The sequence below is a fragment of the Chamaesiphon sp. OTE_75_metabat_556 genome (assembly GCF_031378165.1).
GTDB lineage: Bacteria > Cyanobacteriota > Cyanobacteriia > Cyanobacteriales > Chamaesiphonaceae > Chamaesiphon.
This window is the reverse complement of sequence record NZ_JANNDR010000161.1, coordinates 1-21,453: the sequence shown is the minus strand read 5'-3', so window position 1 is coordinate 21,453 and position 21,453 is coordinate 1. Positions and strand designations below refer to the sequence as shown.

Genomic DNA, 21,453 nt, shown 5'->3' with positions numbered 1-21,453 from the left:
GCTTTGTTAATGCGATGATGCCACCTTACATCATCATGGAGGGTTTGAGAACAGAAATGATTAAGTTTGAGCAATTTCAGACCCAATCTACTTAATCGGGTAAGATCTTGCGATCGCCTACTAAATTCGACAACTGAATCCACTGCTCGATACTCAGATCTTCAGCGCGGGTTTCATCGCTAATATTTAATGAGGCGAGGAGTTCGACTAATGATTCTCGATCGATCGCGCTTTGGAGATTATTTCTAAGCATTTTACGACGCGTACTAAAACCCAATCTGACTAAATTATCTAGCATTTTTGGGCTATTAGCTGTTAATTCTAATCTTCTGGGTGTCAGTCTGATGACCGCCGAATCCACCTTTGGTGGTGGTGAAAAATCCCGCGCTGGCACGGGGCAAATTAATTCACAGTGGGCTAAATATTGTACCCGAATTGATAAAGCTCCAAATGCTTTAGTACTAGGTTTAGCAAATAACCGATCGCCGACTTCTTTTTGGACTAATAAGACGATCGAATCGAACGGTCGATCGGCAGGATGGACGATATTACCCAATAGTTTTTCAAGAATCGGCCCCGTGATGTTGTAGGGAATATTCGCGACGACTTTATTGGCTTGTTGGAATTTGGGGAAGGCGGCTAAATTACTCTCGACATCGAGATTGAGAAAGTCATTTTCTAATAATAAAAAATTATCGAGATGACCCATCTTTTTGACCAGGAGCGCACTCAAATCTCGATCGATCTCCACGGCTACAACCGCACTGGCTGCTGAGACTAATCTACGGGTGAGAATACCAGTGCCAGGGCCGATTTCTAGAATCCGATCGGTGGGGGCGATCTTAGCGGCAGTGATGATCCGATCGAGGACTTGTTCGTTGCGGAGCCAATGCTGTCCGAATTGTTTCTTGGTCTTCATTAAATGATGCTAATAGGTCGATCGAGCCGAAGATTTTGGGGAAAATAGAACTGCCCATCCTCAATTTTTGAGCATAATCATCTCCGCCATTTTACTGAACCTGGGCGATAACTGTCCGGTGGCGGGGGGTATTGGCGGTAATCGTGGGGGCTTGGAAACCAGCATCGATTAATTCTCGCTCGATGTCTAGCGTAAAGTAGCGATCAAGATAGGGTTCGGTACTTTTGAGGAGGGCGAGGATATAGGGTGCCATTTGGGCGTAGATCTCGGATTTGGGATTCATGTCCATAATCGCGATTTGTCCACCTGGTTTGAGCAGGCGTTTGGCTTCGCGGAAAATCTCGCGAGTAGCAGTGTGGGGCACTTCGTGACAGATCAGGAACAGGGATACCAGATCGTAACTGTGGGCGGGCAATCCTGTGGCCTCACCTGCCGCATGGATCCAATTAATTTGGGCAGATTGTTGTTGCTGGGCACGGTAATTGGCGATCGAGAGAAAATACGGCGATAGATCTAACCCAGTTAGATGAGCCTCTGGATAAACTTCCTGCATCGCAAATGTACTCATACCGACGCTGCAACCAATATCGAGAATCGTTTGGGGTGGCGTGGAGCAGGCTTGACGGACGAGATCGTGATAACTCTGACGGAGTCGAGTATCGCCACTCCGACCAGTTTCAGCAAAAATTTTGGCATGAACTGAGTAGGCGGCGACTTCAACTTCCATTGCGGCATCCCAGCTCATATTGCCGCGATCGTAAGCATGAAAGGAGGTCAGATAGTATTCAGGATATTGGAGATCGGGGTTGGTAATCTCGGCTAAATCTGCTGCCCATTGCGGTGAAAATGCCGCTGTACCGCCGCGCGATTGCAACAACTTCACTTCATCCCGCCAAGCCACTCCGATCGCCTCAGCCCGTTTGATAATCAAATTTCGGGCTTGAGATTTGGCAAATTTAGCCAGCGGGGCGATCGAGAGTAAGCCATTTACCAATTGACTGATCGGACTATCTGTAGGATTAATAGTAGCTGTCATAGGTAAATAACTAAATAATTTTTGATCTTCAATTTACTTATTCTATAGTCACTCACCAGCCAAGCAGCAATTCCAAATTCAAACTTATTTAGACACCTCGTAGGGGCAGGCGTCTTGTCTCACTGAACCGTCGGGGCACAAAGGCGTGCGCGTTGGCGGAGCCGCTGCCTGAGCAGATACCGCTTGATGCTAGGAAGCCTGGATTTGTACCAATAAGTGTCAAACAAACCTGCCCAACCTCAACAGAAACGATCGATCGTTGGTGGAGAATCGGTAACATATTTTGAATTTGGCATTGTTGGCACGAGCGGTGCTGGGAAAAGTACCCTGATGAAATTAATTCCCCGTTTGTATCAAATTAACTCTGGACGCATTGTCATCGATCGGTATGATATTAGCAAAAACAACCGGAATCTCAAGTTCGCGGGTCATCGATCTAGCTCTCAACTTGACGATCGATTGTCAATTTACAATTAATAATTTTTAAGATTATGAAACTTTTAGAGCAGCCATCAGATGCCGATCGCCATGAAAGTAATAAACTGGCAAAACGGAAGATCGCACCGGAGGGACTCCGCAAAGTAGAACGTGCCCAAATCGACACTTATCGAGCTGAGGAGATCGAGCAATCCGTCGTCTTCCAACAGTCGCGGGTGTGGTCACGCGGCATCATCTGGACGATTTTAGCGATTACTACTGGTTTAATCGCCTGGGCGTGTCTGGCACCCCTCGAAGAAGCCATCACTGTTCAGGGCAAGCTCGAACCGACGGATAAAGTTAAAGATGTCCAGGTACCAGTGGGTGGGGTCGTTAAACAAGTATCGATTAAAGAGGGCGATAAAGTCACTGCCGGTCAAAAATTATTGAGCCTAGAATCGACAGTGCCCCAAACCACACTGGCTTCGCTCCAAAAAAATCTCGACTCCATGACTGCCGAGACGCGCTTCTATCACAGTTTGCTCGCTCAGGGCGTCAGTACGGTCAGTCCAGCAGATCTGGCCAAACTCAATGTCCGTCCCGAAATTCTTGCCCTCACCAAAAATCGGAGTGCGATCCTCGCCGAAAGTCAACTCTATCGTGCCGAACTTAACGGTACGGATGTCGCCAATCTCAATCCCGAACAACTCCAAAGACTACAATCTAGCCGCGCCGAAACTACTTCGCGTACGAGTTCTGCCCAATTAGAAGTCGGTCAATTTGAAAATCAAATGCGGGAAAATCAGGGTAAACGGAAAGGGTTGAGCGAACTGCTAGTAGATAGTCAGGCTGTCATCGCCAATATCAATGCTAAAACGGCTGCCAAAAAATCCCAAATTGCCGCTCAAATGTCCGAAAATCGCGTGCAATATCAAGCCGCCAAAAGCTTAACTGCTAGCAATCAGGAAATTCTGACCAGTCTGAAACCAGCAGGAGAAGCTGGGGCACTATCGCGCAATCAGGTACTCAAGCAGGAGCAAGAAGTGACTTCTCGCCAAAGTGAAGTCGCCCAACTCGACGATCGCTATCGCAAGCTCCAGCAGGACGAGCAAGAATTAATTGCCAATTCAAAGCTGGAAATCCAGAATCAACAACAACAAATCAAAAAGAATCAGCAAGAGATCGCCCAACTCAGTCGCGAATACAATCGCCTCACCATGGCAACCAATCAAAGTCGCGAAAAACTTAAAAATAGTGTCGCGACATCGCGGAAAGATTTACTCACCAAAATTGCTGGTAACGATAGGCAAGTCGCCGAAATCGATGGCCAATTAAATAAAACGATCGTTGAGATCGATCGCAAGGTTGCCGATCTGACTAGTCAAATTAGTCAAGCCAAAATGAATCTCAAATATCAGGAGATCGTCGCCCCAGTCAGCGGCACGATCTTTGAACTTAAAGCTGGTACGCCAGGTTTTGTCGCTAATACTAGCGAACCGATCTTGAAAATTGTGCCGAATAATAACTTGACAGCTAAAGTATTTATTAGCAACAAGGATATCGGTTTTATTAAAGTGGGAATGCCTGTAGATGTCAGGATCGATTCGTTTCCATTTAGTGAATTTGGTGATGTTAAAGGCACCGTAATGGCGATCGGTTCGGATGCCTTAGCTGCCGACCAAGCTCATCCCTATGAGAGATTTCCAGCTATTATCAAACTCGCCAAACAACAGATCTCCATCAAGGGTAAACCTGTAACCCTCCAGTCGGGGATGTCGTTGAGTGCAAATGTCAAGTTGCGCAATCGCACGGTGATGAGTATCTTTACCGATATGATTATCAAACAAGAAGATGCACTCAAAACTATCCGCTAAATTAATTGATAGTTGATAGTTGATAGTTGAAATTGGGTTGCTAGGCTGAAATCTAAATCTCACCCTAGCAATAATTCATATAAACGGTGGGGATTTTGCCAGATTCGATTACTATTTTGATGAGTTGTGAAATTCACGACTAGGAATGCCAACCAACTTTTAGATAACAATTTATTCGTTAAGACTGTGACCAAAGTTAGTAAGAAAATCGATTGCCAGCAATCCTTAGCAGGAGATTCGATCGGCTGGGAGCGAAGATTGATGAGGCTTGAAGCTACTCAATTAACAGGTGCAGAAGTCAAATTATTATTCGATCGGATGGCCGACCAGATCGATATGTTAACCGAACAGATCGATCGGCGATTTGATTGGTTGGAAGCACGCTGCGATCGCTTGGAGTCGCGCTGTCAGGACTTAGATCGCCAGCTCGATCTAGCGAATGCTAAATTGCCAGATCGAGTCAGTAGATCGAATGATTAGCTCCGCAGCGTCACGCGGAATTTATCGACTAAGACATCGCGGATCTTTTGTTGTAATGGCTCAATCTCGGCCTCCGTTAAGGTACGATCGAGTGCCCGATAGATCGATCGAATTGCCAAACTCCGCTGTCCGTTGGGGACATTTTCCCCACGATATTCATCGAAGACAGCGACTTCCTCTAATAACTCCCCACCAGCCTTGGTAATCGACTTGTGAATCTCGGCTAGCGATAGCTCTACCGGTGCAAAGAAAGCGATATCGCGATCGGATGCCGGATAGGTCGAATAGTTTTTAAATACCGGCACTAGTCGCTCTTCGGCAGCGAGATAATTGAGGATCGGATCGAGATTGAGTTGGAAGACATATAATGCCGCTGGGAGATCTTGCTCCTGACGGAGTTGAGGATGTAATTGCCCGAAGTAACCCAATTTCTGACCCTGTAACCATAGGGACGCCGTACGGCCTGGATGCAGTTTCGGGTCGGATCGATCGGCTTGGTATTCGACGGGGATGCTCAGGCTAGCACAGACGCTATCGAGCATTCCTTTAGCTTGATACCAGCTTAAGGGTTGAGGCTTGCCCCCAGTTGTCCAGCGGCCGATCCCCGGATCGCCACCGATGATGCCAGCGAGAACGTCGGTTTCAATCAAACCCGTCTCGTCGCGGCCGAAGATTTTACTGATTTCAAAGGCTTGGAGTGCGCCGTTCCCTTGGGCGAGGTTGGTTTGGAAACTTTGGATCAGACCGGATATTAATTCCGATCGCAAGGTGGCATATTCAGCAAACATCGGATTGATGATTTCTACTTGCGAGCCATTATTGAGTTTTTCGGTCGCATAGGAATATTGAACGACTTCATTTAAGCCGACAGCACGGAAAGCTGCCCGAATTCGCCGGAGCAATTCCTCATCTAAAGATAGAAATCCCGCTGCTGATTCGGAAGGAAGTGTATCCATGAAGCGATCGTAACCATATAACCTGGCGACTTCTTCAATGAGGTCGATTTCCCGTTCCAAGTCGCGGTAACGGTAAGGTGGGATCGCCACATCCCAGACGGTTTCTTCCTTGTCGTCGGTGCTGGCTGTCAACTGACAACCCAAAGCACTCAGCGTCCGCTCGACATCTTCGCTACTAATTTCCCCAGGTTCGCCATCATCATTGATCGGCCCTAAGATCTGATTCAACCGCACTAGCCGCAGTTTAATCGTGCGCGGTTGCTGGCTGAAATCGGGGCGACGATCGCTGAGATCTTGACAGCTAATTTTACCACCAGCTAATTCTAAGAGTAACTCGATCGCTCGATGGGTGGCGGTTTCGAGTTCGGCTAAGTTGACCCCGCGCTCGTATCGCGTTGAGGCTTCCGATCGCATCCCGCCTTGACTGCGGGCAGATTTGCGCACAGCGACAGGATCGAAAATCGCGGCTTCGAGGACGATATTCTGGGTACCTGCTCCAACTTCAGTAGTTTCGCCACCCATGACCCCGGCCAGGGCGACGGGGGTATTGCTAGCCGTAATTAGGAGGTTTTGAGCGTGAAGCGGACGCTCCTGCCCATCTAGGGTCTTGAGGGCTTCACCTTGCTTCTCGGCATACCGGACGCCCATCTGGATCGTGGGAGTACCACTGACTGCCTGCAATTTATCGGCGTCGAAAGCATGGAGCGGTTGCCCCCACTCCAGCAGGATGTAATTAGTGACATCGACGACGTTATTAATCGGGCGAATGCCAGCAGCCTGGAGACGACTTTGGAGCCATTCGGGAGCGGGAGCAATCTGGACGCCTTCAATCAGCGTTGCTGAATATACGGGACAAGCTTGCCCTTCGCTGACATTTACACTCAGTTGTGGTTGCTTAGAAATAGCAGATATATCCGCCGTCGGTAACTTTAACTTTCCACCCGTCAACGCCGCCACTTCTCTGGCAATCCCTACCATACTCAAAGCATCAGCCCGATTGGCAGTGGAAGACAGATCGAGGATGACATCATCTAAACCTAATAAAGGTCGCACGTCAGTACCAATTGCTGGCGTGTGGGGATCTTCGGCTTCCCCAAAGATATGAATCCCGTCTGAGTCTTTGGCTAATCCCAATTCGGAGACAGAACAAATCATCCCTTCGGATTTTTCGCCGCGCAGTTTCGCTGGTTTGATTTTTAAGTCCACTTTCGGTAAGTAAGTACCGACAGTCGCTACTGCCACATGGATGCCCGCTCGGACATTCGCTGCCCCACAGACGATTTGCAACGGTTCTGTACCCCCGACATCGACGGTACAGACGCTTAATTTATCCGCATTAGGATGTTGAATCCGCGTGAGGACTCGGCCAACGACGACGCCATCCGCCCAAGTGCTGCGATCGTCGATCGATTCAACTTCAAATCCAGCTAGAGTCAGGGTTTGCGCCAACGTTTCCGGATCTAGTTGGCAGTCTACTAGTTCTTTTAACCAATTTAGAGCAATATACATTTAATTTAATTGAGCGATAATCAACGTCGTTGGCGCAGCCTTGAGACAAGAGCATGGCTTTCGATCGCTTATCTATTGTCATACAGATTGGGTTTGGTGTCAGGGGCAAGCAAGGATGTTATCTGGCTCGAACTTCTTTGTCAAAATCCTTGGCCAGGGATATACTTAGGATAAACAGGGGCATGATTGTATGACGGTAATTATCAATAAATGGGGCAATAGCTTGGGCGTCAGAATTCCACAGCCAGTAGCCAATCAAGTCGGTTTTACGGCTGGCACGCAGGTGAATGTCGATGTGGTGGATAATAAAATAGTGATTTCACCTGTTCGGAAACAGTACCAACTCGATGAACTACTCATCGGTGTTACTCCCGAACTCATCGGTGGTGAGTATGACTGGGGCGAACCTGTCGGTAGAGAAGTATGGTGAAGCCGTATATTCCAGCACGGGGCGATATTGTCAAGCTGAACTTAGATCCCACTTTAGGTAGAGAACAAGCTGGCTATCATCCAGCATTAATTATTACCGAACAACAGTTTAACCAAGCGACTAGAGTGGCATTAGCTTGTCCGATTACTAGTAAGGTCAAAGGCGTTAATCTTGAAGTGATTTTACCAGATGGATTAATCACAACTGGTGTGATTCTCACTTTTCAGGTCAAAACAATTGACTGGCTCGAACGTCAGGTTAAATATGTAGAGTCTTTACCAGCAGAGACAATGGGAGAAGTCACTGCTAAATTGCAAGCATTGATCGGCTAAATTATTTCATTCTCAACACGATCGCGTCATCCTTAGTTACATCAGATATCATCAATATGATTGAGTCATCCTTAGTTACTCCAGGTAATGTCTTGGGCAATCGGTATGAGATCGTGCGCGAACTCGGACGCGGGGGATTTGGGCGGAGTTATTTGGCGATCGATCGTAATAAGTTTGGCGAGAAATGCGTCCTCAAAGAGTTTGCACCGCAGGTACGCGGGCAAGCTGAATTAGCCAAGGCTAAAGAGCTATTCGAGCGCGAGGCGGGGATTCTCTACAAACTTCAGCATCCGCAAATTCCCGCTTTTCGCGAACTATTACGGGTGAATGAAGGTCAGTCTGAGTCTCTATTATTAGTCCAAGATTATATCGAGGGCGAAACTTATTTGGCTAGGTTGAATCACCGACTTGGGCACCACCAAGTTTTTAATGAAGCTGAAATTCTGGAATTCTTTCGCAATCTCTTACCAGTACTCGATTATATTCACAAAGCTGGGGTGATTCATCGCGATATTTCACCTGATAATATTATCGATCGCGATCGCGACAAGCTGCCAGTCTTGATCGACTTCGGCTGCGTCAAAGAGATTGCCGCAACGGTGGTTTCTCAGTACAGTAATGCCAAAGTCGAAACCCGCATCGGCAAGCAAGGCTACGCTCCAGAAGAACAAATTATGCGGGGTAAAGTATCCCCATCGAGCGATCTCTATGCCGTGGGCGCAACGGCACTTACTCTCCTCACGGGTAAAGATGCCAGCACGATTTATAATCCCGCCGAGGCTACTTGGGAATGGCGCAAACATGTCAATCTCAGTCCCGAACTGGGCGCGATAATCGATCGATTATTGCAACACAATCCCCAACGTCGCTATCAATCTGCGGCGGAAGTTTTAGCTGTTTTGCCTACTAGTAGTAAATATCCGCCGCTGGAGAGTTCCGCACCGACATTAGTTGCCAATCAATCTCCGCCAGTGACTCACGCCAATAAAATCTCCCAACTCAAAACGATCGAAATTAGCCCCCAAAGTCCAGCTTCAGTATCCACCGCACCCACTCAACTACCCACTAGAGATCCCAACGAGTGGAAAAAACCAGCTTGGCAAGTCACCAAACTGATGTCGGGAATTTTTATCACTTGTTTGCTAATTAGTAGTGGTGTGAAATGGATCGGATCGATCGATCCGATTGGCGCATTTAACAGACAGATTAGTAGTGCCACCGCTGGGATTGTCAACGCAGTGCCCAATCCGTTCAAACCGCAAGCATCTGTCCAACAACGCCAACAAGATTTGAATCAAAAGTTAAAACAGGCTAATATTCCCGCCGCCAAGTTTTATCGGCAAGTCGATCGAGTATTTTATGCCAAACATCCCGAACTCAATGGTCGATCTCTAACGAATAAACCAGCAGATGATAAATTACGGCAAGAATGGCAAGATACTGCTGTTAGTTTATTAGAACAAACTAGTAGATGAGTACAAGCTAATAATTCAAGGTTTAAATTTAATTCTTTACTTGAGACATTTTCAGTTTCAATTCTTGCACTGTTTTCAATAATTCCGATTGAGAGGCAATGCTGCCTTCAGCACTGAGATGGGATGCACTATCTCGATACATAACTTTGTTTTTAAGAGCTAGATAGGAACATTCCGTGTCCGGACATAATGTATTAAATAGATCTAAGATTTTGAAGTTTTGATTGTTATTTTCTAGCTCTGTTAGCGCATCATGAACTAATCTTCTCCTGTTGAGGGAATACGCCTTTGTATAGTAGCGACACGCTCCGATGTCTTTGACTGAAGTCATTTTCCTGACAGCCAGATCGGTGATAGCAACTTCGGGAACGCAATCAGTTTCTCGCATAAATGGATTGACTGATTGAAAAATAACTCCGATGCCTTGTTGATTCAACTGCTTGGTAAAAATACTTAACCCATTCTGGAGAGAGGTAGTGCTTGCTGTTGATTCCTGACTTTGATACGCGGGCGCGTAGCCAGCGATATCATTAATCATAATTACTACATCCCCACGTTTCAATTGACTCAGTAACTTGGGAATAATTGTACTCCAGTAATAATCATTTGCCTTACGCCAAGGACTATTATTCGGAATCGATCCGATCGGTGATGCGCCCCAACTGGAAGTTACAGTCACTGCTCCTAAATTTTTGAGTGCCAGTACTTTGTACATTTCAATCTCAGCAGCACTAAAGGAGTTCCCAATCACCAGGAATCGCGTACCTCTGTCTTGTGGTAAACCAAATGTACACAATTCAGGTTTAATATCTTTCCCAACATCACTCTCTGTAGTCAGTGCACACTTTTCACCACTCCAAGCAACTCGATCTTGCCAGTAATTTTCGTCCTTAAGTGTACTAGCACCTTTTTTAATCGGTTTAGCCTCAACTCCGCTATAGAAAAAATTCTTATAGGTATTGCTAGCTCCATACAATAACAGGCTGGCAATAAATGGCGCACTCAATCCATAAGTAATGGTTCTAATTCTCGATCGCGACCATTCAGCATGACGTAATGGTTGTTCGATATATTTATATGAAAGAGTTGCCAAGATGGTGATAGAACCTAGTTGAATTGGCAATGTAATCCAATGGATGCCGATCGTCCACCGACTGAGAGCCAGGATACTCCAATGCCATAAATAAAGAGAATAGGAAATAGATCCAATCCAGAGAACTATCTTATGCGTGAATAATTTATAAACGATCGAACTACTGTTGAGAGTTCCAATTAGCAGAGCTGTAAGTAATACGATTTCAATCGTAGACTTATAGATAGCGATCTCTCTAATCCAGATAACATAAGCGATCAGCAGCAAAATTGGGAGCGGAGCGACAAATTTAGAGAGCTTGAGCGGTATTTTTCTAGACTGGAAGATGAGCAAAGTAATACACCCCACCCCCAGTTCCCAAAAACGGCTAGGCATGAGGAAGTATGCGGCGGTTGCATCGACCCGATTCAACCAAATAAAGCTGAATAATGATAGTGCTGAAAGTAGTAACATTGTAAATAGAAATACTCTCTTGCCAAGTGACGGACTCTTTGCAAATCCTGTTATCCAAAAGATTATTGGAAAGACTAAATAGAATTGTTCCTCAACACCGAGCGACCAAGTTTGCGTAAATAAATTTATTTCTGTTGAAGCTGCAAAGTAGTCGGTCGATTCTTTGAAAAGATACAAGTTTGAAGCCCCGAATAAAGCCGCGATCGCAGTTTCTTTCGTTCTGATAAATTCCTCCGAGCCTGGGGAAATGAGGAGAAACCCCAGCAAGGATGTAATCGTAATACAAGCAATCAGCCCAGGCATGAGCCGCTTTAGCCTTCTGCTGTAAAAACCTAACAGGAAGTCTTTGAAATGAGTGTATTCTTTATTTGCGAGTGAAGATGTAATCACATACCCTGAAATTACAAAAAATATATCGACACCTAGAAAACCACTAGGCAAAATTTCTCGATTAAAGTGGTTAATGATGACAGCAATAACAGCAAATGCCCGAAGACCATCAATTTCTGGCCGGTAATTTTTCGACTGTGGAATCATATAACTTCCTTGACGACTAATTTAAAGCTAACAATATTTTAATACCACGATTGCACACCATAGCTTACTCCTGGTATTAATTTTTTCACTTCGTTTATCGATCGCGCGGCTCGAACTCATTGACATCAGCTTATGTTTCGACAACATGCGTCTTTAAACCCACCAGCTCCCCGTCAGGAGTTTTACCGACGATATAAATAGCAATTTCGACTTCACCAACGCGAAAAACTTGCGGATCTACTAAATGAGACTCGATCGCGTGCAGTAGATCTGTATAGCGATTAACCTGCGCTAATTCGGCGTCTTCATACCAATCTTCGATCGTCAATATTGGCTCAAATAACTCAGTGAGACTCATCGTCTTGATCGGTGAATTTGGATCGGGTAAATCTTTAAATAAAGCCGTCGGTGTTAGCTCTGTTCCTGGCGGCCAAGTTACGATTTCAAAAGGGTAATCCGACTCGCTCGACCACCATAGATCGGCGGTAGCTGTGGTTAATAAATCGATAATTTCGGCTGTCTTCACGATCGAGAGAATAGAGGATAAGTAGTCGATAATAGTTTTTAAATACTTGTGACTGGGACGCTCGATCGCATCGAGCTAACAACACTACTGCCAGTCAACTGTCACCGTTTGACTGCCGACAATCTCGCTCGATCGTCAGATGAGATCTAGAGCACCACCGGATACATCTGTTGGAAACTCCTGTCATCCTAGCAAAAACTCGCCGCAAAATTGGGAATAATAATCTTATCGACAGCCACAGTGGCGATCGTCATCAGATCGGCTCGACGGCATCAGCTAGGGGCAAAATTGCCAAAATCGTACCGACGATCTCAGTTCCAGTCGTTCGCGGACAACGCTTTGACCGGAAATAGCTACTTCTACAAATAGCGACATCTGCAACCAGCGGAGATTCCCAAAATCTCTTTTATAAAGTTCTCTACCCAGATTTCAACTATGTCCGAACTCGATGTTAATTTACCGAGCACCCGCCAAATCCAAGGCTCGATCAAAGACAAAATCCAGGTGTCGATCAAATTATTGACTGGGGATGTTTTCGTCGGCAGAATTATCTGGCAAGATCCCGACTGTATCTTCTTTTGTGATACTACCGATCGCAAAACCTTGATTTACCGCCGCGCCATTTCCCACATTCAGTATCCCTAATCCCTGGCGATTAAGTATGTGGTAATTCGACAGGTGCTTCGGGGACTGTGGCTAGCACTGGCGACAGGATCGGAATAGCAATTTCCCCCTTCGTCAGTTGGTCGAATAAGGTTTGTTCTTCTACCGAACCAATCACTAGGCAACTATCTCCAAGCTCAAATTTGGTACCGCCGTTGGGATAGTTAATTTGAGTCCCATCTTCCCGTTGAATAGCCACGATCGTCGCACCAGTTAAGGGGCGAATACTCGCACTCGCGATCGAGTTACCCAGTAGCGGCGAAGTCAAGGAGAGTCGATACCACCGCCGATTCATCCCCAGCGTAGCTGCTTGAATGTTTTGGGAGATCGCCCCATCAGGTCGCAATTCCATATAGTGAGAATTGCGGATTGTTTTGACTTGGCGTTGAATTTGGACTGTCGGTAAGCCGATTTTGACCAATAGATGGGAGGCCATTTCTAGACTAGCCTCAAATTCTGGCTGGACGACCTCACTGCCACCGAGTTGATAGAGCAATTCGATATCCTGGTATTGGTTCGCCCGGACGACGATATCCAGGTCGGGGGAAATTTCCAGCGCGTGCTTGAGGCACAGCCGCGTACTCATCGCATCCGGCAAGGCAATCACCATCGCCCGCGCTCGATCGAGTCCGGCTCTAGTCAGCACCGGAATACTCACCGCATTGCCATAGATATACGGAATTCCACTATCGCGCAGTCTTTGAATCGCTGCCTCGGATTGTTCTACCACCACCACCGGCACATTTTGTTCGGCTAGCAGGGTGGCCAAATTCTGTCCCATCCGCCCGTAGCCACAAATGACGATCGGTGGTTCGAGTGGGACGTGTTCGGTGACTTCTAGCGGCGGTTCGCCCGGTTGGAACCAGCGATTGAGTGCGGGTACCGTCTCGATCCAGTTAAATAAACTGGGAATCAGTCTGAGGATAAAGGGCGTGACTACTAGCGTCACCGCCGTCGTCCCCAATAAAAGTAAATATACCCGACGGGAAACTAAACCCAGATTGCGTCCTTCACTAGCTAATACGAATGAAAACTCCCCAATTTGTGCCAGACCTAAACCAGCAATCAGCGCGGTTTGGAGGGGATAACCAAACAGCCGCACTAGCGGCGTAATAATCATAAATTTGCCAACAAAGACGATCGAGACTAGCCCCAAAATCAGATCCCAGTTGTCCCATAAAAATCTCGGATCGATCAGCATTCCGATCGCTGCAAAGAACAACGCCGCAAATACGTCCCTAATCGGCTCTACATAGGCCAAAGTCTGGTCGGCGTACTCTGCCTCGGAAATCATCAAACCAGCGACGAATGCCCCCATTTCGATCGATAAGCCCAACTGTTCGGTGATCAGGGCAATCCCCAAACACAAAGTCACGATTCCCAATAAAAATAATTCGCGACTCTCCGTACTTGCAAGTAGCCGCAACAATCGTGGCATCACCCAAATCCCGAAAACCGTGGCACCGAGGGCAAACAGGCCAATTTTTACTGCTGCTTGGAGTACCGCCAGCCCAATCTCCGCTGGTGGTCGATCGAGTGCCGGTAGCACCGCCAACATGAACCCCAATGCCAAATCCTGCACGACCAGAATCCCCAACATCACCTGCCCGTGGGGAGTTGCTGTTTCATTGGATTCCATCAGGGATTTGAGCACCACCGCCGTCGAAGACAGCGACAGAATTGCCCCCAAAAATACCCCCTGTTGGGGCGTGTTCACCCAGCCGACACTCACCGAAATAAACGTCGTGACTAAAATAGTCAGCAAAATCTGTAAGCCGCCGCCACCTAAACTGATTTTCTGAACCTTTTTTAGCTCCGAAAACGAGAACTCTACCCCCAAGGCGAATAACAAAAAAGCGGCTCCAAATTGGGCGAGGGTTTCGACCTGAATTAATTCCTTAATCAATCCTAGTCCCGCTGGGCCGACAATCATCCCCCCGAGGATATAACCCAAGAGTGGAGGCTGCCGAGCTAATCCCGCAATGATCCCGCCCACAGCCGCTGCTGCAAGGATCGATACCAAATCTACGATCAGACGAAAATCTTCTAACACTAGATTTTATAAATATAAATTTTTTTAAATTAACTTTATGTAAGTTAACCTCTAGGATACCGATTTTTTTGGTACCTGTGGGAACAGAACACGACTAACTCGATACTCGATCTTTTAAGCGATCTAATTTGTCATCGTCAACCTTTATAATTTCGATCGGTCATCTTACCTAACCCCAAATTCCTATGTTCGAGTTTTTGTCCGCCCCACTAGCCGCACTCCAACGGCGATGGCGATCGCCTTCAGTCCGCAATTGGCGCAATCTATGCGCTGGTGTCATGGCCTTGGCGATCGTCCTTGGCTCGATGCAAGTCCCTGGATTGGCATTGGGTGTCAAATTCAGCCCTATCAGTCCGCGCTTGGGTGAAACATTAGTTTTAAATCTCACCGGATCGTCACCATCTCTGCCCCCAATTGTCAAAGTTGGCAGTAAGACTTATCCCGCCTTTGGTGTGGGTGGCGATCGCTTTCGCGCGATGATCCCGACTACCCCGCTAGAAAAACCCGGCGTCCGCGAGATCGAGATCTCTGTTCCTAACGACCCCAAAGCCACCACTACCCTCAAAATCGCGATCGCCGATCGCAAATTTCCCACCCAGCGCATCAACTTCACACCCGGAAAAGCTGGGATCGAAGCGACCCCCCAAGAACTCAAGCAAGTCACCGCTTTTAAAGCGACTGTTAGTCCGATCAAACTCTGGGATGGTAAATTTATTGCCCCCAATCAAGGCCGCACTAGTTCGCCCTTTGGCGTACGCCGCTATTACAATGGCGAGTTTGCCACCGATTATTACCATCGGGGCTTAGATTATGCTGGTGGATATGGTTCGGCTGTGGTTGCTCCGGCTGGGGGCAAGGTAGTATTAGTAGGCTATGAAAAGAAAGGTTTCCGCGTTCACGGCAATATTGTGGGCGTCGATCACGGTCAAGGGGTCGTGAGTATTTTTATGCATCTGAGCAAAATTGATGTCGAAGCGGGGCAAATGCTCGCTGCTGGAGATCGCCTGGGCGCGATCGGCTCAACCGGATCTTCAACGGGGCCGCACTTGCATTGGGGTCTGTATGTCAATGCCGTCTCGGTCGATCCCGTCCAGTGGAGATCGACGGTGATCGAGTAAATTTTTGGTGTCTAACTAGACGCGATCGTGGGCAGGCTCAGGGGTTGAAGGCCAAATCTTCAACCCCTGAGCCTGCACATTCTCCCCCCCAACTCCCAACTCCCAACTCCCAACTGTTTATCTTGCTCGATCGCTAGGGAACAATAGATGTAAGTAGTGGTTTAACGGCAGCGTTAGCACTTGCGGCGATCCCGAATTATTATTAACTCTTGCTAAATGATGAATATACAAGCAATCGTAGAACATGCTTTAGACGAAGGCTATCTGACCCCCGCGATGGAAGCCGAAGTTGGCCGGATTTGTGATAGTGCTGCCGAACTCTCAGTCGAAGAGTATATGGCCTTGGATCACCTGATGGGGGCATTATTGGCCGGAGAAGTGGTCACGGTACCGCGCAAACAATTTATCAACGTGATGGAAGAACTAGTCATCACCGAAACGATCTCCCAGATTACGGCCATTGAAGTAAATAGTGAAGTGCAATTGGATGTCGGCGATGTCGCTGCCTACGCGCTCAATAGATTACCACCTCTCTATGCGACGACCGAAGAAGGTGCCAGCTATCAACGCGATCGCGCCAAAACAGAACTCCAAAATTTGATCGTCCAACAAGTCGAATCGGCCATCGCTCAAAATCTCGATCGTCCCGAATTTTTCCCCGAACGGCAAGCGATCTCCAAACCCAATGGCGATGAGGTTGTCAAGCAAGTTAGTACCCTCCTTCAAACCTATGCGCCTCAATTTGAATCCCAACACCATCCAGTTGGTGCTAATAAATAGAGACGATTGCAGGTCTAATGAAATGTCCCAATTGTCAATCTAGTAGGATTCGGAAGCATGGCTTTTATCGCGAAAAACAACGCTATCAATGTAAAGATTGCGCTCGTCAATTTGTCGAACAGCATCACCCGAATCTTCACCAGCAGACTAGTACTGGCGTAGAAGAGCGAATCGATCGATACATCACTTCGATTTCTACGCCAGCTAGCGATTTGTTGCTGGCACTCCAACAAACCACGATCGACTATCCGCTCTCCCAAATGCAGCCAACCTTGGCGCAGGCTAGATTCATCGCCATGCTGGTGCGCTCGATCGGTGGGAGTCGAGTCTTAGAGCTAGGTATTTTTAGTAGCTATTCTACCCTGGCGATCGCCCTGGTATTGCCACCAGATGGTGTGGCGATTGCCAGTGGTGTCGCTGGCAAACATCTCGATGTGGCTCGCGAGTACTGGGAGCGATGCGGTGTCGCCACCAACATCGATTTTCAGGTCGGCAATGGCTTGGAACTACTCGATCGATTATTAACTAGCGATCTGGGCACTTTTGATGCGATCGTCATTTCTGGACTCAAACATCAATATCCACAGTATTACCAGCGGGCGATCGAGTTATTGCGTTCGGGCGGTTTGTTGATCACTACCGATGTCTTGTGGCAAGGCCGAGTGCTCAATGCCGACACATACAATGATGATTTTACGCAAGCGATCGAGCGGTTCAATCGCGAGTTAGCCGCCGATCCGCGCGTTACTGTCTCCGTGTTGCCGATCGGGGATGGTTTATCGATCGCGCTCAAGCTGTAAATTATCGAGAGGATCTACAGCAAAAGCCCGTACTTAGTGATAAGTACGGGCTTTTGCTACATTTGGTGGCGGAGACTGGATTTGAACCAGCGACCTTCGGGTTATGAGCCCGACGAGCTACCAGGCTGCTCTACTCCGCGTCGTTTGTATTCAACTTATCTAATATAGCACCACTTCCCGATAAATAGCAACTGTCGATCGCAACTGATTTGGAGTGTTGGCAATTGGTGAGATTGGGGTAATGACTTTCGATCGCCCGCTCGCCCAGTTCAAACCTTTGCCAGCGGTGCACTTGCGACGGGGATCTCTGTCTCGATCTCGCTACCAAAAGTCTGGCAATCGATCTAGCAAAGACCGGAAAGGATGCATAAACGCTTAAAAAATCTTAAAATCTGTAAAGATAGAGAAAAAATCATAAATAGATATGCGGGTTGCGATAGTTGGTGCGGGATTGGCAGGCATGGCTACAGCCGTCGATTTAGTCGATGCGGGACATGAGGTCGAGATGTTTGAATCGCGTGCCTTTGTCGGTGGTAAGGTCGGTAGCTGGGTGGATGCCGATGGCAATCATATCGAGATGGGCTTGCACGTCTTTTTCAACAACTACGCCAATCTCTTTGCCCTGATGCAGCGGATTGGTGCAGTTGATATCTTTTTACCCAAAGAACACGTTCACAATTTTGTGAATGCGGGCGGGGATATTGGCAAACTAGATTTTAGATTTTTCCTGGGTGCGCCGTTCCATGGCTTGAAGGCTTTTTTCACCACCGAGCAACTGACGATCGTCGATAAACTCCGTAATGCACTGGCTCTGGGCACTAGTCCGATCGTCCCAGGGTTGGTGAGCTATGAAACGGCGATGAAGATGATTCGCGAACTCGATCGGCTCAGTTTTGCCGACTGGTTTCGCTCTCATGGTGGCAATAATCATAGCCTCCGCCGGATGTGGGACCCGATCGCTTTGGCGTTGGGATTTATCGATACCGAGAACATTTCCGCGCGGTGTATGCTGACGATCTTCATGATGTTTGCCTCCAAAACCGAAGCATCAAAACTGAATATGCTAGTCGGTTCGCCCGCCGAATATCTGCACAAACCGATCGTCAAATATCTGGAAGCTAAAGGCACCAAAATTCATACCCGCAGCCAGTTACGCGAAGTTAAATATACCGGCGAAGGTGACAATATTCACATCACTGGCTTTGAAATTGCTAGTGGCGATCGTATCGAAACTATTACCGCTGATGCCTATGTCTGTGCGTGTGACGTGCCAGGGATTCATCGGATTATTCCCACCGATTGGCGCAAATCGACCTTCTTCGATAACATTTTCAAGCTCGAAGCCGTCCCCGTTACCACCGTCCAGCTACGCTTTAATGGTTGGGTAACGGAAGTGCAAGATGCCGCCCAACGCCACCAACTAGCGCACGCCGCTGGGATGGATAATCTGTTGTATAGTGCTGACGCTGATTTTTCCTGCTTTGCAGATCTTGCGCTCACTAGTCCCGCAGACTATTACCGAGAGGGCGAAGGTTCGTTGTTACAAGTAGTGCTGACACCAGGCGAACCGTTCATTCCGATGAAGAATGAAGACATCGTCGCCCATGTCCTCAAGCAGGTTCACAATTTATTCCCATCTGCTAGCGAACTCAAAGTGACATGGTCAAGTGTCGTCAAACTCGCGCAATCCCTCTATCGCGAACAACCAGGCATGGACCCGTTCCGCCCCACCCAAGCTACTCCGATCGATAACTTCTTCCTCGCTGGTAGCTACACCGCCCAAGACTATATCGATAGTATGGAAGGAGCCACGCTCTCTGGCAAGCAAGCAGCAACAGCCATTCTCGATCGATTCAGGGGATAGGGAATAGTAATTATTTAAACCAGGACTTACTGTTTGAAGACAGATTAATCATCTTCAAAACTAATTTACTCTGTCTACTATCCACTATCCACTATCCACTATCCCCTAATTATCATGTCCCAATGGTTAGAACATAGCGTTCAAGTTGAAGTTGCTGCACCGATCGAGCATGTCTGGAGTCTATGGCACAATATTGAATTGATGCCGCGCTGGATGAAGTGGATCGAGTCAGTCCAAGTACTAGAAGATCGCCCCGAACTCTCGCGCTGGAAGTTGGGCACTAGAAGTCTAGAATTTACCTGGCTATCGAAGATTCTTCAAGAAATCCCCCATCAGATCATTCAATGGGAGTCAGTTGATGGCTTACCCAATCGCGGGGCAATTAGATTTTACGATCGCAAGGAAACTAGCATTGTCAAATTGACGATTACCTATGAAGTACCAGGATTTCTGGCCATATTAATGAATAATGACTTCGTTCGCAATGCAGTTGAAGGTACACTTCAGGCTGATATGGATCGATTTAGGGACTATGCCCTCAGCGAAGCTAGCCACGATCCAAATCATTAGAAATGAATAGCACCAGATTCGATCGTTATCGGTTACTCGGCAACTCTGGAATGCACGTCTCGCACATCTGGGTTTGACACCGTAAGATTTTCGGCTACCTATGATTGCTCTCAATCCCCATCGCTAATTGCCGCTGTCCTGGCCTTAAAAATAGGTGACGCAGATGCAAATGCCGTGAGATCGTGGAGTATCGATCCCGATGCCTTCTTTGCTTAGGATGGGTGTAAAGTCCTCGGAACAAAACTATGACCGCACAAAAAATCGAAAAGCTATTAAATCAGGCTTTGCTTGATGAAGGCAAAATGGAGTATTCACTATACGAACATGAACTGATAGAAACTCTAGATGAATTGAAGTTGTCCATGAAAAGAGACAAGGACGATTACATTTTTACCGTGACTGAAAATCGTGGTCATGTGGCAATGATGCTGATTGAAAAATCAGGAGAAGTCTATATCAACGAGCAGGCTAGAGAAAGACTGCAAGCTTTATGGCCTGCTGCATATAAAAATAACATAAAAAAATTGATTCCAGATTTCGCTCAACAGCTCCACGAAAGTACATTGCCGATTTATGGAGTTAAAGTCGCTAGAATTTAGAAAAAGGAATGTACTGGTAGTAACTTGCCTAACTACACCTGCTGATTGACGGACAAAACTCCTATAACGACCAAAAATGGTAGATTGGGTAGCGGATGCGCGCCCGCCTTTGTTCCCCGACCATGGAAGCGCACCAAGCAGAGCGATAGCGAAACCCCAACAAGCACTCAAACACCTTAGAAATGTTGGGTTTCATTCTTCAACCCAACCTACTCTAAAAGATTTGTCTTTCGGCAGATATTTTGCTGGATATCACCCTAATTTCCAGGGAATAGACGGAATGTTTCTGTAGAATCAGTAGTTATGCTTTATTTACCAAAGGAAATACATGGATCAAAATACGAGCGATTTTATTACTAACAAAAAATTTCTTTTATTATACAATCAACTTTCTGCCACACATAACCCTAGCAAACCCAATATAGATGAGGGGATATTACATGCAATAGGTCTAGTCATTGTTAAATTTCAACGATTGGAATTTAATATTCGCTCATTCATTGGCTTGTTATCTAATCTAGAGCAACAGGTGTTTACCATACTCACTGTTAAGCATTCATTCAAAAACTTGACCACCACTTTAATAGCGTTGGCAAGACAAAAAGAGTTTTATCGTCTGGACGATCTAAACAAGCTAATACAGATGACAAATAAAGCAGAAGAAATTAGAAATCAGCTAATTCATTCTGTTTGGACATCGAGAGCACGAGTAAAGGCTAATATCGATCAGAAAAAGGGTCTCGGTCATAAGTGGGAGTACTACAACAAGGAAGAATTGCTACAAATAGCGGAACAAATTGATAAAATTGATACGGCTATTGATGCAATTAAATTTGACTATATTATGTATTGTGGAAATAATGGAATCAAATTGAATGGCGTTAGGGGCTATCAACATAACGCAGAACGCTTGCCTACTCCAGAGAGATAGCAAAACCGCAAGAAAGCCCATGAAATCGATCTCATGAG

The 21,453-nt window shown here is 46.8% G+C and carries 21 protein-coding genes and 1 tRNA gene; 15 read left to right on the top strand and 7 right to left on the bottom strand.

Annotation, left to right across the window (positions count from 1 at the left end):
- Nucleotides 1-91: 91 nt before the first annotated feature.
- The gene (gene rsmA, locus RMO27_RS06815; protein ID WP_309730878.1) at nt 92-919 is read right to left on the bottom strand and encodes a 16S rRNA (adenine(1518)-N(6)/adenine(1519)-N(6))-dimethyltransferase RsmA; all 828 of its coding nucleotides are present in this window, start codon (nt 917-919) and stop codon (nt 92-94) included.
- 91 nt (nt 920-1,010) lie between these two features.
- Nucleotides 1,011-1,955 (bottom strand): class I SAM-dependent methyltransferase, encoded by a 945-nt coding sequence (locus RMO27_RS06810; protein WP_309730877.1) that lies wholly within the window; start codon nt 1,953-1,955, stop codon nt 1,011-1,013.
- A 216-nt stretch (nt 1,956-2,171) separates the two neighbouring features.
- Here RMO27_RS06810 and RMO27_RS06805 point away from each other — a divergent pair, with 216 nt between their 5' ends.
- From RMO27_RS06805 to RMO27_RS06795, 3 genes are all read left to right on the top strand, one after another.
- The gene (locus RMO27_RS06805; RefSeq protein WP_309730876.1) at nt 2,172-2,432 is read left to right on the top strand and encodes an ATP-binding cassette domain-containing protein; all 261 of its coding nucleotides are present in this window, start codon (nt 2,172-2,174) and stop codon (nt 2,430-2,432) included.
- Between the two features lie 14 nt (nt 2,433-2,446).
- Entirely contained in the window at nt 2,447-4,246 is a 1,800-nt protein-coding gene (locus tag RMO27_RS06800; protein ID WP_309730875.1) for an HlyD family efflux transporter periplasmic adaptor subunit, read from the top strand.
- A gap of 186 nt (nt 4,247-4,432) precedes the next feature.
- Nucleotides 4,433-4,726, top strand: coding sequence for a hypothetical protein (locus RMO27_RS06795; protein WP_309730874.1), 294 nt, complete (start codon nt 4,433-4,435; stop codon nt 4,724-4,726).
- On the opposite strand, the gene pheT is transcribed toward RMO27_RS06795, so the two are convergent.
- Nucleotides 4,723-7,191, bottom strand: coding sequence for a phenylalanine--tRNA ligase subunit beta (pheT, locus tag RMO27_RS06790; RefSeq protein WP_309730873.1), 2,469 nt, complete (start codon nt 7,189-7,191; stop codon nt 4,723-4,725). The genes RMO27_RS06795 and pheT overlap by 4 nt on opposite strands.
- Before the next feature lie 190 nt (nt 7,192-7,381).
- Between pheT and RMO27_RS06785 the strand changes: the two genes are divergently transcribed.
- The 3 genes from RMO27_RS06785 to RMO27_RS06775 are packed head-to-tail and all read left to right on the top strand — an operon-like array spanning nt 7,382 to nt 9,428.
- Complete coding sequence (locus RMO27_RS06785; RefSeq protein ID WP_309730872.1) at nt 7,382-7,621, top strand: AbrB/MazE/SpoVT family DNA-binding domain-containing protein; 240 nt, start codon at nt 7,382-7,384, stop codon at nt 7,619-7,621.
- On the top strand, nt 7,615-7,953 hold the full coding sequence (locus RMO27_RS06780; RefSeq protein ID WP_309730871.1) for a type II toxin-antitoxin system PemK/MazF family toxin: 339 nt from the start codon (nt 7,615-7,617) through the stop codon (nt 7,951-7,953). Before RMO27_RS06785 ends, RMO27_RS06780 begins: the two co-directional genes overlap by 7 nt.
- A gap of 56 nt (nt 7,954-8,009) precedes the next feature.
- Nucleotides 8,010-9,428 carry a serine/threonine-protein kinase gene (locus RMO27_RS06775; RefSeq protein WP_309730870.1) on the top strand — a complete coding sequence of 473 codons (1,419 nt, stop codon included), beginning with the start codon at nt 8,010-8,012 and terminating at the stop codon, nt 9,426-9,428.
- A gap of 28 nt (nt 9,429-9,456) precedes the next feature.
- Here the strand turns inward: RMO27_RS06775 and RMO27_RS06770 are convergent, their stop codons facing one another.
- On the bottom strand, nt 9,457-11,511 hold the full coding sequence (locus tag RMO27_RS06770) for an acyltransferase family protein (protein ID WP_309730869.1): 2,055 nt from the start codon (nt 11,509-11,511) through the stop codon (nt 9,457-9,459).
- 130 nt (nt 11,512-11,641) lie between these two features.
- Nucleotides 11,642-12,037: a nuclease A inhibitor family protein gene (locus RMO27_RS06765; protein ID WP_309730868.1), complete on the bottom strand. Its 396-nt coding sequence runs from the start codon at nt 12,035-12,037 to the stop codon at nt 11,642-11,644.
- 170 nt (nt 12,038-12,207) lie between these two features.
- On the opposite strand from RMO27_RS06765, the gene RMO27_RS06760 reads away from it, so the two are divergent.
- The gene (locus RMO27_RS06760; RefSeq protein WP_309730867.1) at nt 12,208-12,390 is read left to right on the top strand and encodes a hypothetical protein; all 183 of its coding nucleotides are present in this window, start codon (nt 12,208-12,210) and stop codon (nt 12,388-12,390) included.
- 82 nt (nt 12,391-12,472) lie between these two features.
- A complete protein-coding gene (locus RMO27_RS06755; protein ID WP_309730866.1) occupies nt 12,473-12,682 on the top strand; it encodes an Hfq-related RNA-binding protein in 210 nt (69 codons plus the stop codon).
- Nucleotides 12,683-12,692: 10 nt separating this feature from the next.
- Here the strand turns inward: RMO27_RS06755 and RMO27_RS06750 are convergent, their stop codons facing one another.
- The gene (locus tag RMO27_RS06750) at nt 12,693-14,753 is read right to left on the bottom strand and encodes a cation:proton antiporter (RefSeq protein ID WP_309730864.1); all 2,061 of its coding nucleotides are present in this window, start codon (nt 14,751-14,753) and stop codon (nt 12,693-12,695) included.
- A 185-nt stretch (nt 14,754-14,938) separates the two neighbouring features.
- Between RMO27_RS06750 and RMO27_RS06745 the strand changes: the two genes are divergently transcribed.
- From RMO27_RS06745 to RMO27_RS06730, 3 genes are all read left to right on the top strand, one after another.
- The gene (locus RMO27_RS06745; protein WP_309730862.1) at nt 14,939-15,871 is read left to right on the top strand and encodes a M23 family metallopeptidase; all 933 of its coding nucleotides are present in this window, start codon (nt 14,939-14,941) and stop codon (nt 15,869-15,871) included.
- 219 nt (nt 15,872-16,090) lie between these two features.
- Complete coding sequence (locus tag RMO27_RS06740; protein WP_309730861.1) at nt 16,091-16,651, top strand: late competence development ComFB family protein; 561 nt, start codon at nt 16,091-16,093, stop codon at nt 16,649-16,651.
- 17 nt (nt 16,652-16,668) lie between these two features.
- Nucleotides 16,669-17,451 carry an SAM-dependent methyltransferase gene (locus tag RMO27_RS06730; protein WP_396133631.1) on the top strand — a complete coding sequence of 261 codons (783 nt, stop codon included), beginning with the start codon at nt 16,669-16,671 and terminating at the stop codon, nt 17,449-17,451.
- A gap of 63 nt (nt 17,452-17,514) precedes the next feature.
- Here the strand turns inward: RMO27_RS06730 and RMO27_RS06725 are convergent.
- Nucleotides 17,515-17,591: transfer RNA gene (locus RMO27_RS06725), tRNA-Met, on the bottom strand.
- A gap of 284 nt (nt 17,592-17,875) precedes the next feature.
- Here RMO27_RS06725 and zds point away from each other — a divergent pair.
- From zds to RMO27_RS06705, 4 genes are all read left to right on the top strand, one after another.
- Complete coding sequence (zds, locus tag RMO27_RS06720; protein ID WP_309730859.1) at nt 17,876-19,315, top strand: 9,9'-di-cis-zeta-carotene desaturase; 1,440 nt, start codon at nt 17,876-17,878, stop codon at nt 19,313-19,315.
- 114 nt (nt 19,316-19,429) lie between these two features.
- Nucleotides 19,430-19,885: an SRPBCC family protein gene (locus RMO27_RS06715; protein WP_309730857.1), complete on the top strand. Its 456-nt coding sequence runs from the start codon at nt 19,430-19,432 to the stop codon at nt 19,883-19,885.
- 245 nt (nt 19,886-20,130) lie between these two features.
- Complete coding sequence (locus RMO27_RS06710) at nt 20,131-20,484, top strand: hypothetical protein (protein ID WP_309730856.1); 354 nt, start codon at nt 20,131-20,133, stop codon at nt 20,482-20,484.
- 328 nt (nt 20,485-20,812) lie between these two features.
- Entirely contained in the window at nt 20,813-21,415 is a 603-nt protein-coding gene (locus RMO27_RS06705) for a hypothetical protein (RefSeq protein ID WP_309730854.1), read from the top strand.
- Nucleotides 21,416-21,453 lie beyond the last annotated feature (38 nt).